Source organism: Kribbella jejuensis (assembly GCF_006715085.1).
GTDB lineage: Bacteria > Actinomycetota > Actinomycetes > Propionibacteriales > Kribbellaceae > Kribbella > Kribbella jejuensis.
On sequence record NZ_VFMM01000002.1, the window covers coordinates 1 to 13,884 of the forward strand.

Consider the following 13,884-nt stretch of genomic DNA (forward strand, 5'->3'; position numbering starts at 1 on the left):
GATCAGGGCGCCTTCGTGGAGTAGGAGGAGGCGGTCGGCCAGTTCGGAGGGGTTGGTGAAGCCGGCGGCTTGGGCCTGGGCTTTGAATTCGGAGCGGGTCCACTGTTTTTGGCCGACGATCACTGGCATTGCGGGGTGGTCGGGTGCGGCCAGTTCGACGCTGGCGTTGATGAAACCGCAGCCGTTGCGGGAGCCGGCCAGCCAGTCCGTGAGTGCTTCGAAGAGAGCCAGGATCACCGCCTCGGGGGTCGCGGGAGCGCGTTCGGCCAGTTGTTCGTCGAGGAAGCGGTGCCAGGCGCGGTCGCGGTCCTCGAGGTACGCGGCGATCAGCTGATCCTTCGAGCCAAAGCGGTCGTACAACGTCTTCTTGGTGACGTCCGCCGCCGCGGCGATCGCGTCGACGCCGACGGTGCGGATGCCCTGCTCGTAGAACAGGCTCGACGCGGCGGCCAGGATCCGTTCGCCCGCCGGGGTCAGCCGCGGCGCCTCCGGCACCGGGCGGTCCACGAGCAGTCTCATCTGTTGGGCCGGCATACTGACAGTATACCGACCGGTGTGGTTACCGTCGTGGTCATGAAGGCACTCAGCTTGGCCGCCGGCGCCGGCTTCGTCGTGTTCTGGAGTTGCGGATTCATCGGCGCGCGGTGGGGCACGGAGTACGCGACGGCCTTCGACCTGCTCGCCTGGCGGTTCCTCGCCGCGGGCGCGATCGCGGTCGTGGTGCTGGCGGTACGGCGGCCACGGATCTCCCGGCGCGACCTGGTGACCCAGGTACTGATGGCGTTCCTGACCCAGTTCGTCTATCTCGGCCTGATCTTCACGGGGATCGACCACGGCATCACCGCCGGCGTCACCGCGCTGATCGGTTCGCTTCAGCCGATCCTGATCGCGACCGTCGCGGGTCCACTGCTGGGCGAGCGGGTCAGCCGTGGCCAGTGGCTCGGCCTGTTCCTCGGACTTGTCGGCGTCGGCCTCGTCGTGGCCGACGACCTCAACACGGCCGCACCGCTGCTGTTCCTGCTTCCTTTCGGCGGCCTGCTCGGCCTAGTGGCCGGGACTGTCCTTGAACGCCGCAGAAGGCCAAGCACAAGCTCTCTCGACGCATTGGCCGTACAGAGCATCACGTCGGCTGTCCTCTTCATGGCACTGGCCGCGTCGACCCACAGGCTGACCGTGCCCAACCAGCCGGCCTTCTACGGCGCAGTCATCTGGCTGGTACTACTGGCGACCGGTGGCGGCTGGGGCCTGTACCTCGTCAACCTCAGACTCTCCGGCGCGACGCGCATCAGTTCACTGCTGTACCTCGTTCCGCCGACCACCATGGTCTTCGCGTTCCTGCTGTTCCACGAGACCATCGGAATGCTCGCCGTCGTCGGCATGCTGATTTGTGCGGTCGCCGTGCTGCGAATCCGGATCGGTGAACAAGTACGCTGCGGGGATGGCGGAACCCCGGTGGCTGAACCAGACAGAGGCCCAGGCCTGGCGCGCATACATCGCGGCTCAGCGCGTAGTGAGCAGCCGGATCGAGCAGCAGTTGCAACGCGACGCGGGCATCCCGCACACGTACTACGAGATTCTCGTCCGGCTGTCCGAGGCGCCGGGCAACCGGCTGCGGATGAGTGAACTCGCCGTCGCGACCCAAGGCTCCCGCAGCCGGCTCTCGCACGCGGTGAACCGGCTCGAGCAGAACGGCTGGGTGAAACGCGAAGGCATCGAGTCCGACCGCCGCGGCCAGGTTGCGATCCTGACCGAGTCCGGCCGGCAGAAGCTGATCGACACCGCGCCCGGCCACGTCGAGGAGGTGCGCAAGTCGATCTTCGACGCACTCACCCCCGAACAGGTCGAGCAGCTGTACGACGTCTGCGCGACGCTGGCGCGGCACTCCGGGGACACCGTCGACCGGGCCGCGTGGGAGCGGAACTGAGATGAGGCGCCCGGTCGCGCTGCTCGCGCTGACTGCCCTCGCCGTCACCGGCTGCGGTGGCAACGGATCCCGGACCACAGCAGGGCCCAGCACCATCCCTTCATCGACAGTGGAGTCGACAACCGCAACGCCTGAAGAGCCAAGTCCGACCGAATCAGAAACCCCGACACCGACACTGACACCCACGCCAACGACAGCTCCCAGCTGCGTGGACCAGAAGCTCAAGGCGCTCACCCTCCGCGAGCAGGCCGGCCAGCTGATCATGACGGGCATCAACGGCTCCGGTATGACGAAGGCCCAGCGGACCGTCGTACGCCAGCAGAAGTCCGGCGGCGTGTTCCTGGTCGGCAACGGCGGCAGCCTGGCCGCGACGCGGACCGCGACGGCAGCAGTCAACGACGCTGCCACTGTCCAGGGCGTCCGCCCGTTCATCGCAGCGGACCAAGAAGGCGGCAAGATCCAGCGGCTCAAAGGATCCGGGTTCGACCGCATCCCCGCCGCGACAGTGCAGGGCACGTGGTCGAGTTCGAAGCTCACGACGCAGGCCGAGCAGTGGGGCAGCCAGCTGAAGCAGGCCGGCGTCAACGTCGACCTCGCGCCGGTCGCAGACGTCGTACCAGCCTCGCTCAAGTCGCAGAACGCCCCGATCGGCCAGCTGGACCGTGAGTACGGCGACACACCCGAGCAGGCCGGGCAAGGCGTCAAAGCGTTCGTACAAGGCATGCGGAACGCCGGGATCGCCACCTCGGTCAAGCACTTCCCGGGGCTCGGCCGCGTGCGCGGCAACACGGACTTCGCGTCCGGTGTGGCCGACAACGTGACGGTACGTGGCGACGCGGATCTGCAGCCGTTCGCGGACGGGATCGCCGCCGGCACGTCGATGGTGATGATCTCGACCGCGACGTACACGAAGATCGACCCGAACAATCGGGCCGTGTTCTCACCGACCGTCATCCAGGGCATGGTCCGTGGCGACCTCGGTTGGGGTGGCGTGGTGATCACCGACGACGTCGGCTCGGCGGCAGAGGTGAAGTCGGTACCGGTCGGCGAGCGGGCGACCCGCTTCGTCGCGGCCGGCGGCGACATCGTCATCAACGCCGAGTCCGGGCTGACCGCGACCATGGTGAGCGCATTGGTCGCCAAAGCGGAGCAGGACAAGTCGTTCGCGGCGAAGCTGACGAGTAGCGTGCGGCGTGTGCTGAGCCTCAAACAGGACTACGGCCTCGTGAGCTGCGGATGAGCGAGGAAGAGGAGCCGGACTACCGGTTCACCCTCGCGAACGAGCGCACCTACCTGGCGTACCTGCGAACCTCGCTCGCCTGCTACGCAGGCGGCCTGTCCGCCGTGCAGTTCCTCGACCTCGGTCCGGACCGCTGGCCGGCCCGGATCATCGGCATTGTGCTGGTCCTGACCGGGATCATCACCACGGCCGGCGCGTTCCGCCGCTGGCAGCTCAACCTGTCCGCGATCCGCCGCGGCGGCGCTCTGCCCGCGAGCCGGCTCCCGCTGATGCTCGGAGCAACGATCGCGACCGTGGGCCTGATCGGCTTGCTGTTCTCCCTCTGGCGATAACTGTGGCGATGAGCACACCCGATCCAGGGCGTCAGCCGGAGCGCACACTGCTGGCGTGGCGCCGTACCGCTCTGGGTTTGATTGCCAACGGCGCCCTCTTGCTCGCCTCGGGTCACGGTTCGTCACAAGTCCGGACCGGGCTCGGAATCGTCGTTCTCGTGCTGTCATTGGGCTGCTGGACCGCGGTCAGCGCCGTCTACCGCCGGACGAAAGGTGGCGCGGTACATGCCCTCGGCCACCAGCACGTACTGCGGGTCGCAGCCGGTCTCGTGCTGGTTGTCGGCCTTTTCGACCTGTACGCCGTGATCACCCGATGAAACCGATCGGTCACCAAGTGTGCCCAAGGAGGGAGCCGAGTTCATAACGACGCGATACGTTGACCAGGCGGATGCCGCGTCAGCGGTCCGTTCCCCCTAGCATGTTCACGGTTTGTCCCTCGTTCACCCGGAGCTTGAAGTGCCGTTACGTCTGCGTCCGAACGACCCGACGTTCTACGACCTTTTCACCGAATCCGCCAACCACCTCGTCGACGGTGCGCGGATCCTCGCGGAGTTGCTCGGCAGTACGGCGGGAACCGGGCTGGCCTCGAGCCACTCGATCGCCGCCCAGATGAAGGACGCCGAACACGCGGCCGACGAGACCACGCACTCGATCATCCGCAGGGTCAACTCGACCTTCGTGACGCCGTTCGACCGCGAGGACATCTACCGGCTGGCCTCCGACCTCGACGACGTCATGGACTTCATGGAGGAGGCGGTCGACACCATCCACCTCTTCAACCTCGACAAGCTGCCGGAGGAGGTCGCCGAGCAGATCGAGGTGCTCCAGCGGGCCGCCCAGCTGACCGCGGAGACGATGCCGCGGCTGCGCACGATGAAGGACCTGGCGGAGTACTGGATCGAGATCAACCGGCTGGAGAACACCGGTGACGCGGTCCACCGGCGAGTGATCGCCAAGCTGTTCAGTGGCGAGTACGAGGCGCTGACGGTGATGAAGCTGAAGACCGTGGTCGACCTGCTGGAGGCGGCGATCGACGCCTTCGAGCACGTCGCCAACACGGTCGAGCAGATCGCCGTCAAGGAGAGCTGAGCGTGGAGCTCACGCTCGTCATCGCCGTCGTCGTCATCGCGCTCGCGTTCGACTACACCAACGGCTTCCACGACGCCGCCAACGCGATCGCGACGTCGGTGTCCACCCGGGCGCTGACACCGCGGGTGGCGCTGCTGATGGCTGCCGCGTGCAACTTCCTCGGCGCGCTGGCCGGTACCGAGGTCGCCGAGACGATCGGCAAGGGCATCATCGCCACGCCGGCCGGGCAACACGGCCTGGTGGTCGTGATCGCGGCGCTGATCGGCGCCATCACCTGGAACCTGATCACCTGGTACTTCGGTCTGCCGAGCTCGTCCTCGCACGCGCTGATCGGCGGTCTGGTGGGTGCCGGTCTGGCCTCCAGCAGTGTGGTTCTGTGGTCCGGGATCGTCGACAAGGTTGTGATCCCGATGGTGCTGTCACCGGCCGTCGGCTTCCTAGGCGCGTTCCTGCTGATGCTCGCGATCCTGTGGCTGTTCCGGCGCCGGAACCCGGGCAAGACCACCCGCGGCTTCCGGATGGCGCAGTCGCTGTCCGCGGCCGCGATGGCGCTCGGCCACGGCCTGCAGGACGCGCAGAAGACGATGGGTGTCATCTTCCTCGCGCTGCTCACCACCGGACATGTCCAGAAGGGCGACGGCATCCCGCTCTGGGTGAAGATCTCCGCCGCGACCGCGATCTCGCTCGGCACGTACTCGGGCGGCTGGCGGATCATGCGTACCCTGGGCCGCCGGATCATCCACCTCGACCCGGCCCGCGGTTTCGCCTCCGAGGCCGTGTCCGCGGTCGTGCTCTACGTGATGGCGATCGGCCTGCACGCCCCGGTCTCGACCACCCACACGATCACCTCGGCGGTGATGGGCGCCGGCGCGACCAAGCGGTTGTCCGCGGTCCGCTGGGGTGTCGCGAAGGGCATCGTGACCGCCTGGGTCCTGACCATCCCGGCGGCCGGCATCGTCGCGGCCGGCGTCTACGGTCTGGTCCATCTGATCCTGGAGTGAACTCACAGATTCGGTTCATTCAGAATTCACTCACCGAGCCTACGGTCGATCGAGCCTGCTGATCGTCCGCCTAGGGAAGTGATCGCGATGGACCTGTCGTTCCTCGTCGTCGTGGTGATCGTCACCGCGTTGGTGTTCGACTTCACCAACGGGTTCCACGACACGGCAAATGCGATGGCGACGTCGATCGCCACCGGCGCACTGCGGCCGAAGGTCGCGGTCGCCGTCTCCGCGGTGCTGAACCTGGTCGGCGCGTTCGTCTCGACGGAGGTGGCCAAGACGATCTCCAGCGGCATCGTCGACGACGCCAAGGTGACCGTGCCGGTGATCTTCGGCGGCCTGGTCGGCGCGATCCTCTGGAACCTGCTGACCTGGTACTTCGGTCTCCCGAGCTCCTCGTCGCACGCGCTCTTCGGCGGCCTGATCGGCGCCACCTGGATCGCGTCCGGGAGCAGCGCGGTCCATTTCGCCACCGTCGTGCAGAAGATCATCGTCCCGGCCGTCGCGGCCCCGCTCGTGGCCGGTGCGGTCGCGCTGCTCGGCACCTTCCTGGCGTACAAGATCACCGCGCGGTCCCGGGAGAAGACGGTCGAGGACGGGTTCCGGGTCGGCCAGATCGCGTCCGCGTCGCTGGTCTCGCTCGCGCACGGTACCGGTGACGCGCAGAAGACGATGGGTGTCATCACGCTGGTACTGATCACCTCCGGCAGCCTGCACTCCGGCGCGCGGCCGCCGCTCTGGGTGATCCTGGCGGCCGGTACGGCGATCGCGCTGGGCACGTACCTCGGCGGCTGGCGGATCATCCGGACGATGGGCAAGGGCCTGGCCGAGATCGAGTCGCCGCAGGGCTTCTCCGCGGAGACCAGCTCGACCTCGGTGCTGCTGATCTCGTCGCACCTCGGGTTCCCGCTGTCCACCACGCAGGTCTGCTCCGGCAGCATCCTCGGCGCCGGGCTGGGCAAGCGGCTGGCCGAGGTGCGCTGGACCGTCGCCGGCCGGATGGCCGTCGCCTGGCTGCTCACGCTGCCGGCCGCCGCCATCGTCGGTGCGCTGGCCGGTGAGGTCGCCGACTCCGGCAACACCGGCGTCGCGATCATCGCCGTACTCGCGGTCGCGGCCGGTGGCGCTATCTACGCCGCGTCCCGGCGCCGCCCGGTGACGTCGGACAACGTCAACGAGTACCCGAGCGCCGCACCCGCGGCGGCAGCGCCCGCGGCGGTCTGAGAGGAGTACGGCGATGCACATCAACTGGAGTGCCCTCGGTGAGGTCGCACTGGTCAGCCTGATCTTCGGCGTCGGCCTGGCGGTGCTTTTCGCGTTCGGAGTGACCGCGATGTCACGGCGCGCCGTGGCGATCGACGAGAAGCGGCAGCCGTCCGCCGTGGACACGGGCGTCGCCGCGCTGTGCTTCGCGGGCTGCCTGGCCGCCGTGCTCTACGGGCTGTACCTGATCATCCCGCAGTTCCACTAGGAATCGGTCAGCGGTTCCAGCGGCGTACGGCCTTGGCGACATCCTTGGTACGGATGGAGCCGAGGTTGTACTCCCAGGCGGCCAGGAGGCGGTCGCCGAGAACCTCTGCGTCCAGGAACGTGCGGGGGCGTACGGCGACGGCCCAGGTGGCCGCTACGGCGTGCCCCTGCTGGTGCAGCAGATGATCGACGGTCGCCTCGATCCGGGCCTTCTGGTCGCTGTCCAGACCGTCCGTGGCCCATTCCTGGAGTAGCCGGGTGTCGTCGGCCGTCATCCGGGCCAGGTAGGTCAGCGGCCCCCGCCAGAAGCCCTTACGGCCGATGCTGTCCAACGTCTCCAGCGGGAACCAGCCGTTCTGGTTGCGCCGGCCGTTCACCGCGGACTCCACCTCGCGGGCCCGATCCGCGCTCAGACCCCGGATCGCCCAGTCGACGAAGTACGCGCCGGCATCCGGAATGTGCTCGGCCACGTGCGGCGCCGGTGTCAGCGCACCGGGCTCGAAGAGATGCAGCTCTTCCGGTGTATCGAACAAGGACCCGCCCCCGCCTGCTCTGGTACGCGAGCCACCCCGGTCGCCCGCTGCACAGGGACCCCCCAGGTTCCTGCTTCGTCAACGAAGGCTTTCGTACCCTTGATCGGCCCTCAGGGTCAAGGTCTCCTCCGCCGTTCGGCCCGCTCGGCGAGTTCCTCGCGGTCCAGCCGTTCCGCCTCGGCCGGCGTCGGGGCGCTGCCGCCGTACGCGGCCGGCAACCACCAGGCACCGGGCGGCTGCTCCGGGTAGGCGCGGATGCTCTCGTCCAGCATCCCGGCCATCGTCGACCGCAGCCGGGCGGTCGCCTCCGCCGGGTCGTCGTCGGCCGTCACGGTGATCGGCGCGCCGATGCTGATCGAGATCGGGCGATGCCGGGTGAAGTCCCGCGGGTGGTCCTTGGTGAACATTCGCTGGGTGCCCCACAGGATCATCGGCAGGATCGGTACGCCGGCCTCGGCCGCCATCCGGACCGTGCCGGACTTGAACTCCTTCAGCTCGAACGACCGGCTGATCGTCGCCTCCGGGAACACCCCGACCAGCTCACCGGCGCGCAGGTACTCGACGGCGGTCCGGTACGACGCCGCGCCCGCCTCGCGGTCCACCGGGATGTGGTGCATGCCGCGCATCAGCGGACCGGAGTACTTGTTCCGGAACAGCACTTCCTTGGCCATGAAACGGACCAGCCGCTTGGCCGGCAGCGCGCCGAACCCGCCGAGGATGAAGTCCACGTAGCTGATGTGGTTGATCGCGACCAGTGCGCCGCCCGTGCGCGGGACGTGCTCTGTCCCGGTGCGGCGGATCTTCAGGTCCAGCACCGTGAAGGCAGTCTTCGCGAAGGCGATGACGGGTGGATACACAAGGTCTCTCATGTCCCGATTATGGTGGGCGCTGACAACTAGAGACCGCGGGAGCTCGCACCGTAGTGGGCTGAGAGGGCGGCTGGACCGGGAAATCTGACCCGGCCGGCGCCGCCGACCGCAGAACCTGTCCGGGTAATTCCGGCGTAGGGAGCAGCAAGAATGGTCAATGTCAGCACCGGCCCGATCTCGGGGTCGGAGAAGATCTATCGTGGCGAGCTCGGCGTACCGGCGCGCCGGGTCAACCTCACCAACGGTGAGTACTTCGACCTCTACGACACCTCGGGTCCGTACACCGACGCGTCCGCGCGGATCGACGTACAGGCCGGTCTGCCGGCACTGCGGCGGGAGTGGATCGCCGGACGCCCACGACTGACCCAGCTCGGGCACGCGCGGGCCGGGACGATCACCGAGGAGATGCGGTACGTCGCGATCCGGGAAGGGCTCGATCCGGAGTTCGTCCGCGCCGAGGTGGCGCGCGGCCGGGCGGTGATCCCGGCGAACCGGTGTCACCCGGAAAGCGAACCGATGATCATCGGGAAGAAGTTCCTGGTGAAGGTGAACGCGAACATCGGCAACTCAGCGGTCAGCAGCTCGATCGAGGAAGAGGTCGAGAAACTCGTCTGGGCGACGAGGTGGGGCGCGGACACCGTGATGGACCTGTCGACCGGCAAGAACATCCACGAGACCCGCGAGTGGATCCTGCGGAACTCACCGGTGCCGATCGGTACGGTCCCGCTGTACCAGGCGCTGGAGAAGGTGAAGGGCGATCCGGCGGCGCTGTCGTGGGAGGTGTACCGCGACACCGTGATCGAGCAGTGCGAGCAGGGTGTGGACTACATGACCGTGCACGCCGGCGTACTGCTGCGGTACGTACCGCTGACCGCGCGGCGGATCACCGGGATCGTGTCGCGCGGCGGGTCGATCATGGCCGCGTGGTGCCTCGCGCATCACCAGGAATCCTTCCTGTACACGCATTTCGAGGAACTGTGCGAGATCTTGCGCGAGTACGACGTGACGTTCTCGCTGGGCGACGGCCTGCGGCCCGGGTGTATCGCGGACGCGAACGACGAGGCGCAGTTCGCCGAGCTGCGGACGTTGGGGGAGCTGACCCGGATCGCCTGGGAGCACGACGTACAGGTGATGATCGAGGGGCCGGGACACGTGCCGATGCACAAGATCGCAGAGAACGTCCGGCTCGAGGAGGAGCTCTGCGGCGAGGCGCCGTTCTACACATTGGGGCCGTTGGCAACTGATGTGGCACCGGCGTACGACCACATCACGTCGGCGATCGGGGCAGCGCAGATCGGCTGGCTGGGTACGGCGATGCTGTGCTATGTCACGCCCAAGGAACACCTCGGCCTGCCGGACCGCGACGACGTGAAGACCGGGGTGATCACGTACAAGATCGCTGCGCACGCGGCCGATCTGGCCAAGGGGCATCCCGGTGCCCAGGCCTGGGACGACACGTTGTCCAAGGCAAGGTTCGAGTTCCGCTGGCAGGATCAGTTCAATCTCTCCCTGGATCCCGATACGGCGCGCTCGTTCCACGACGAGACATTGCCCGCCGAGCCGGCCAAGACCGCGCACTTCTGCTCGATGTGCGGCCCGAAGTTCTGCTCGATGCGCATCACCGCCGACATCCGCGCGTACGCCGAGGAACGCGGCCTGACCTCCACCGAAGCGATCGAAGCGGGCTTCGCCGAAATGTCCGAATCCTTCAAGTCGACCGACCAGAAACTGTACCTGCCGGTCGCCGAATGAACCGGATACGGGGAGTAGTCGGCTGAATCGGTTCAGGTTTTGCCCTTCACTCTGCGTTAATAAGGCTGTAGCCTTACCCCGTCGGAAGGAGGTGCTGGTGATGGTCTTCGTTCTCACGCTAGATCAGCGGGGCAGCCGAAGCACGAGTGATCTCGTACCCGAGTTGCTGAACTCCCTGAACCGGCGGCCGCGGCGCAGTGGGCTGTTGCGGAGGTTCGAGCGGACCGCCGGCGACGAGGTACAGGGCGTGCTGTCCGAGGCGCGGGCGACCGTCGACGTGATCGTCGACCTGCTCCGGACCGACAGTTGGTACGTCGGACTCGGCGTCGGCGACGTCACCGAACCCCTGCCGCGCAGTACGCGCGCCGGCAGCGGTGACGCGTTCGTGTTCGCCCGGGAAGCGGTCACCCGAGCCAAGTCGAGCCCTCACCACGTCAACGTGGTGGGGGCCGACCCGCGGCGCGCCGAGCAGGTGGAGACCGTGCTGTGGCTGATGGCTTCCGTACTGCGCCGCCGCAGCGAACGCGGCTGGGCGGTGGCGGATCTGTTGGGCGAAGGACTGACCAGGCGGGAGATCGGTGTGAAACTCGGCATCAGCCAGTCGGCAGTGACGCAGCGGGCCCAAGCGGCCGGCTTCGCCGAGGAACAACGCGGACGGGTGCTGGCGGCCGATCTCCTCGACCACGGGGTCGCTGCGTGACGGCGCTGGTCCTGTCGCTCACCGCAGCCGCCCTCGTCCTCGCAGTACTGGCCTGGGTCCCGAAGTCCGGATCCACCCTCGAGATCGTCATCAGTGGCCTCATGCTCGCCTGCCTGGCGGCTGTCGGCGTCCTGCTACTCGCTGGGCACGGGGTGCACGGCTGGGCCGAGCGCTGGTGGAATGTGCTGCTCCTGCTCGCAGGAGGCCTCGCAGTGACCGGTGGCGGTCCACTGACGACCTCTGTGCTGGCCCTGGCCGACAGAGGGAACACCCGTGCCCAGTCGACGCAGAAGGCCGGTGAAGTACTCCGTGGCGGCGCACTGATCGGTGCGCTCGAGCGGATGGCCATCTACGCCGCACTGGTGGCGGGCTGGCCGGAAGGCATCGCGATCGTGCTGGCGATCAAGGGGCTGGCCAGGTACCCGGAACTCCGCAGTCCTGACCAGCCCGCCTCCGTCACCCCACAGGCCGTCGCCGAACGCTTCATCATCGGCACGTTCACCAGCGTCCTGTGGGCGGTCACGTGCGCAGGGCTGCTGCGCTCGCACTAGGGCGTCAGATGGTGCGCACCACGTAGGTGTTGCAGACCTTGTCGTGCCAGGTCTGCTTCTGCTGGTCCCACAACGGCCAGAGCGAGTTCAGGAAGCAGGCGCTGTCGAAGACACCTCTGAGGATCTCCCGCAGGAACGCCCGGCCGGCTCCGATCGTCTGCCCGGTCTGGGTGTCGACCAGCCTGATGTGCAGCACGCTCTTGCCGACGCTCTGCCCGGTGGACCCCTGCCGGAAGACCCGGTTCCACAGCCACAGGCCGATGCTGGCGAGAACCCCGACGATCAGCAGGATGATCGCGAAGCCGGACGGCCCGGTGTCGTAGCCGTTCCGGTTGGTCGCGACGTCGGCGATGAACACGCCGTACCCGATCCCGAACGGCACGCCGCTGACCAGGCCGTCGATCAACGACGCCCCGACCCGCTGAAGCCAGTCCGCCAACGGAGCCTGCGGGCCACCGCCGTACCCGTACCCCGGCTGCTGCGGGTACCCGTACTGTCCGGGCTGTCCAGGAGCCTGCCCGTACCCGGGCTGCTGCCCGTAGCCATAGCCGGGCTGCTGTCCATACCCAGGCTGCTGGCCATAACCCGGCTGCTGCCCGTAGCCGGGCTGCTGGCCGTACTGACCCGGCTGCCGCGGGTCCTGAGGGCCGTAGCCCGGTGGTGGCGTCGGAGTGCTCACGACGATCCCTTCTGGCGAAGTGCGATTGAGGAGTGCTTGCAGGCTAGTGGTCCGACGTACCAGAGTCGCTCACGGATCCCACGAGCGGCGGGTTACCGTTGTCCGGTGAGCGTCTCGCAGAGCGTCGTACTCCGCCCTACCGGCCCGGTGCAGCCGCTGGACCGCCGGGTGTGGGGCCTGACCGCGGTCGGCATCGGCGGCTTCGCGCTGGCCGGCGCCTATCAGCTGTCCGGCGGGCGGATCGGCCTGCCGTGCATCCTGCACGCGACCACCGGTCTGAACTGCCCGCTCTGCGGGTCGACGCGGATGGCCGCGGCCATGCTCCGCGGTGACTTCGGCGGGGCGTGGCACTTCAACCCCGTGGTGTTCGTGCTCGGTCCACTGGCGGCCGTTGCCCTCGGCTACCAGGTGCTCGCCTGGGCACTCGAATCGCTTCGGCTGGTCAGGCTGCCGCGGCTGCAGCTGAGCCGGCGCACGGTGGACCGCCTGACCAACGCGATCGTCGCACTGTTCATCGTGTACGGCGTCGCGCGCAACCTGTTCTGACCCCGGCCGGGCGACAGTAGCCGCCCGGCCGGACAGGGGTTACTAGTTCGGCCGGGTGATGCCGGACGCGTAGCCGATGATCCCCAGGACCAGGGCGACGATGCCGCCGATCCAGGCGATCTTCGCGAGCGTGTCCGGCTGGCCCTGCTCGCGGTACTTGCTCTGGGCGATCAGACCGAGGACGATCGCGGCCGGGGAGCAGCAGAAGATGCAGACGATGCCGATGATCGACAGGACCTTCGGGGTGTTGCTCTGCGGCGCTGCGGCTCCGTAGCCGGCGTTACCGCCGCCGGGGTATGCGGCATAGCCGCCGGGCTGTTGCCCGTACCCGCCAGGCTGCCCGTATCCACCAGGCTGGCCGTATCCGCCGGGCTGCTGCTGGCCGTAGCCGGGCTGGTCCTGGCCGGGCTGGCCGTAGCCGCCGGGCTGCTGGCCGTAGCCGGGCTGGCCGGGCTGCTGGCCGTACTGTCCGGGCTGGCCGTACTGCCCTGGCTGCTGACCCGGGTAGTCCTGCGGACCGTTCGGGTTGTTCTGGTCGTCGCCGGGAGGTGGCGTCGGTGTGCTCACCGCGGTTCCCTTCTGAGAACGTCGTGGAATCAGCGCAGCCTATCTTTTCCACAGGTTCGTCGTCATGCTCCCACTCCGGCCCGGGAAACCCGTAGGGTCTCTGCCGTGACCGAGACACCGCAATCGCCCGCACCGGGCCAGAACAACCCGGGCGCCGATCCCATCCACAACCTGCCCTCACCCGCGGTGCAGCCGCCGCCCTTCGGGCAGCAACCGCAGTACGGCCAGCCGATGCCGCCACAGAACCTGCCGACGGGTCCGGTGCTGGTGACGATCGGCGACATCGCCGTGGAGCAGCAGCGGATCGTCACCCCGGCCGGCGTGATGCCGACCCACGGTGCGAACTGGTCGGCGATGGACATGTCCCGGACCGAGGAGAAGATCCCGGCCTGGGCGATCGTGCTGGCCATCATCTTCGCCCTGGCCTGCCTGCTCGGCCTGCTGTTCCTGCTGGTCAAGGAACGCAAGACCACCGGCTTCGTCCAGGTCACAGTGCAGTACGGCAACCGCACGCACAACACTCACGTCGGGGTCAGCTCACCGGACCAGGTCGCCGATGTGCTTGCCCGAGTCAACTATGCCCGGACGCTCTGCGTTTAAAGGGCTTCCGAAACACAGAACGGCCGCCGCG

General features: G+C 68.0%; 19 protein-coding genes. 14 read left to right on the forward strand and 5 right to left on the reverse strand.

Annotated features, from left to right (window positions below):
- Positions 1–534: TetR/AcrR family transcriptional regulator (locus FB475_RS19865; protein ID WP_141858083.1), on the reverse strand; the 534-nt coding region annotated here is incomplete at its 3' end.
- Between the two features lie 39 nt (positions 535–573).
- Here FB475_RS19865 and FB475_RS19870 point away from each other — a divergent pair.
- The 9 genes from FB475_RS19870 (at position 574) to FB475_RS19910 (ending at position 7,057) form a co-directional block, all read left to right on the forward strand.
- The gene (locus FB475_RS19870) at positions 574–1,623 is read left to right on the forward strand and encodes a DMT family transporter (protein WP_141858084.1); all 1,050 of its coding nucleotides are present in this window, start codon (positions 574–576) and stop codon (positions 1,621–1,623) included.
- Positions 1,511–1,924, forward strand: coding sequence for a MarR family winged helix-turn-helix transcriptional regulator (locus FB475_RS36855; protein WP_238332298.1), 414 nt, complete (start codon positions 1,511–1,513; stop codon positions 1,922–1,924). The genes FB475_RS19870 and FB475_RS36855 overlap by 113 nt, the downstream gene beginning before the upstream one ends.
- A 208-nt stretch (positions 1,925–2,132) precedes the next feature.
- Positions 2,133–3,164 carry a glycoside hydrolase family 3 N-terminal domain-containing protein gene (locus FB475_RS19880; RefSeq protein WP_141858086.1) on the forward strand — a complete coding sequence of 344 codons (1,032 nt, stop codon included), beginning with the start codon at positions 2,133–2,135 and terminating at the stop codon, positions 3,162–3,164.
- Entirely contained in the window at positions 3,161–3,496 is a 336-nt protein-coding gene (locus tag FB475_RS19885) for a YidH family protein (RefSeq protein ID WP_141858087.1), read from the forward strand. The genes FB475_RS19880 and FB475_RS19885 overlap by 4 nt, the downstream gene beginning before the upstream one ends.
- Positions 3,497–3,504: 8 nt before the next feature.
- A complete protein-coding gene (locus tag FB475_RS19890; RefSeq protein ID WP_141858088.1) occupies positions 3,505–3,813 on the forward strand; it encodes a DUF202 domain-containing protein in 309 nt (102 codons plus the stop codon).
- 139 nt (positions 3,814–3,952) lie between these two features.
- Positions 3,953–4,585 carry a DUF47 domain-containing protein gene (locus tag FB475_RS19895; RefSeq protein WP_141858089.1) on the forward strand — a complete coding sequence of 211 codons (633 nt, stop codon included), beginning with the start codon at positions 3,953–3,955 and terminating at the stop codon, positions 4,583–4,585.
- A gap of 2 nt (positions 4,586–4,587) precedes the next feature.
- On the forward strand, positions 4,588–5,586 hold the full coding sequence (locus FB475_RS19900; protein WP_141858090.1) for an inorganic phosphate transporter: 999 nt from the start codon (positions 4,588–4,590) through the stop codon (positions 5,584–5,586).
- A gap of 87 nt (positions 5,587–5,673) precedes the next feature.
- Positions 5,674–6,810: an inorganic phosphate transporter gene (locus tag FB475_RS19905; RefSeq protein ID WP_141858091.1), complete on the forward strand. Its 1,137-nt coding sequence runs from the start codon at positions 5,674–5,676 to the stop codon at positions 6,808–6,810.
- 13 nt (positions 6,811–6,823) lie between these two features.
- A complete protein-coding gene (locus FB475_RS19910) occupies positions 6,824–7,057 on the forward strand; it encodes a hypothetical protein (RefSeq protein WP_141858092.1) in 234 nt (77 codons plus the stop codon).
- Positions 7,058–7,064: 7 nt separating this feature from the next.
- Here FB475_RS19910 and FB475_RS19915 read toward each other — a convergent pair whose 3' ends face one another.
- Together FB475_RS19915 and FB475_RS19920 are read right to left on the reverse strand one after the other, a co-directional pair.
- Positions 7,065–7,589 (reverse strand): hypothetical protein, encoded by a 525-nt coding sequence (locus tag FB475_RS19915; RefSeq protein WP_141858093.1) that lies wholly within the window; start codon positions 7,587–7,589, stop codon positions 7,065–7,067.
- Between the two features lie 116 nt (positions 7,590–7,705).
- Positions 7,706–8,458 carry a lysophospholipid acyltransferase family protein gene (locus FB475_RS19920; protein WP_141858094.1) on the reverse strand — a complete coding sequence of 251 codons (753 nt, stop codon included), beginning with the start codon at positions 8,456–8,458 and terminating at the stop codon, positions 7,706–7,708.
- A gap of 150 nt (positions 8,459–8,608) precedes the next feature.
- On the opposite strand from FB475_RS19920, the gene thiC reads away from it, so the two are divergent.
- The 3 genes from thiC (at position 8,609) to FB475_RS19935 (ending at position 11,461) form a co-directional block, all read left to right on the forward strand.
- Complete coding sequence (gene thiC / locus FB475_RS19925) at positions 8,609–10,210, forward strand: phosphomethylpyrimidine synthase ThiC (protein WP_141858095.1); 1,602 nt, start codon at positions 8,609–8,611, stop codon at positions 10,208–10,210.
- A 100-nt stretch (positions 10,211–10,310) separates the two neighbouring features.
- Positions 10,311–10,910, forward strand: coding sequence for a transposase (locus tag FB475_RS19930; RefSeq protein ID WP_141859574.1), 600 nt, complete (start codon positions 10,311–10,313; stop codon positions 10,908–10,910).
- Complete coding sequence (locus tag FB475_RS19935; RefSeq protein ID WP_141858096.1) at positions 10,907–11,461, forward strand: hypothetical protein; 555 nt, start codon at positions 10,907–10,909, stop codon at positions 11,459–11,461. Before FB475_RS19930 ends, FB475_RS19935 begins: the two co-directional genes overlap by 4 nt.
- Positions 11,462–11,465: 4 nt before the next feature.
- Here the strand turns inward: FB475_RS19935 and FB475_RS19940 are convergent, their stop codons facing one another.
- The gene (locus FB475_RS19940) at positions 11,466–12,140 is read right to left on the reverse strand and encodes an RDD family protein (protein WP_141858097.1); all 675 of its coding nucleotides are present in this window, start codon (positions 12,138–12,140) and stop codon (positions 11,466–11,468) included.
- Between the two features lie 105 nt (positions 12,141–12,245).
- Between FB475_RS19940 and FB475_RS19945 the strand changes: the two genes are divergently transcribed.
- Positions 12,246–12,686 (forward strand): DUF2752 domain-containing protein, encoded by a 441-nt coding sequence (locus tag FB475_RS19945; RefSeq protein ID WP_141858098.1) that lies wholly within the window; start codon positions 12,246–12,248, stop codon positions 12,684–12,686.
- 42 nt (positions 12,687–12,728) lie between these two features.
- Here FB475_RS19945 and FB475_RS36860 read toward each other — a convergent pair whose 3' ends face one another.
- Positions 12,729–13,253, reverse strand: coding sequence for a DUF4190 domain-containing protein (locus FB475_RS36860; protein WP_185759366.1), 525 nt, complete (start codon positions 13,251–13,253; stop codon positions 12,729–12,731).
- Positions 13,254–13,358: 105 nt separating this feature from the next.
- Here FB475_RS36860 and FB475_RS37230 point away from each other — a divergent pair, with 105 nt between their 5' ends.
- Entirely contained in the window at positions 13,359–13,853 is a 495-nt protein-coding gene (locus FB475_RS37230) for a hypothetical protein (protein ID WP_202878447.1), read from the forward strand.
- Positions 13,854–13,884: the final 31 nt, after the last annotated feature.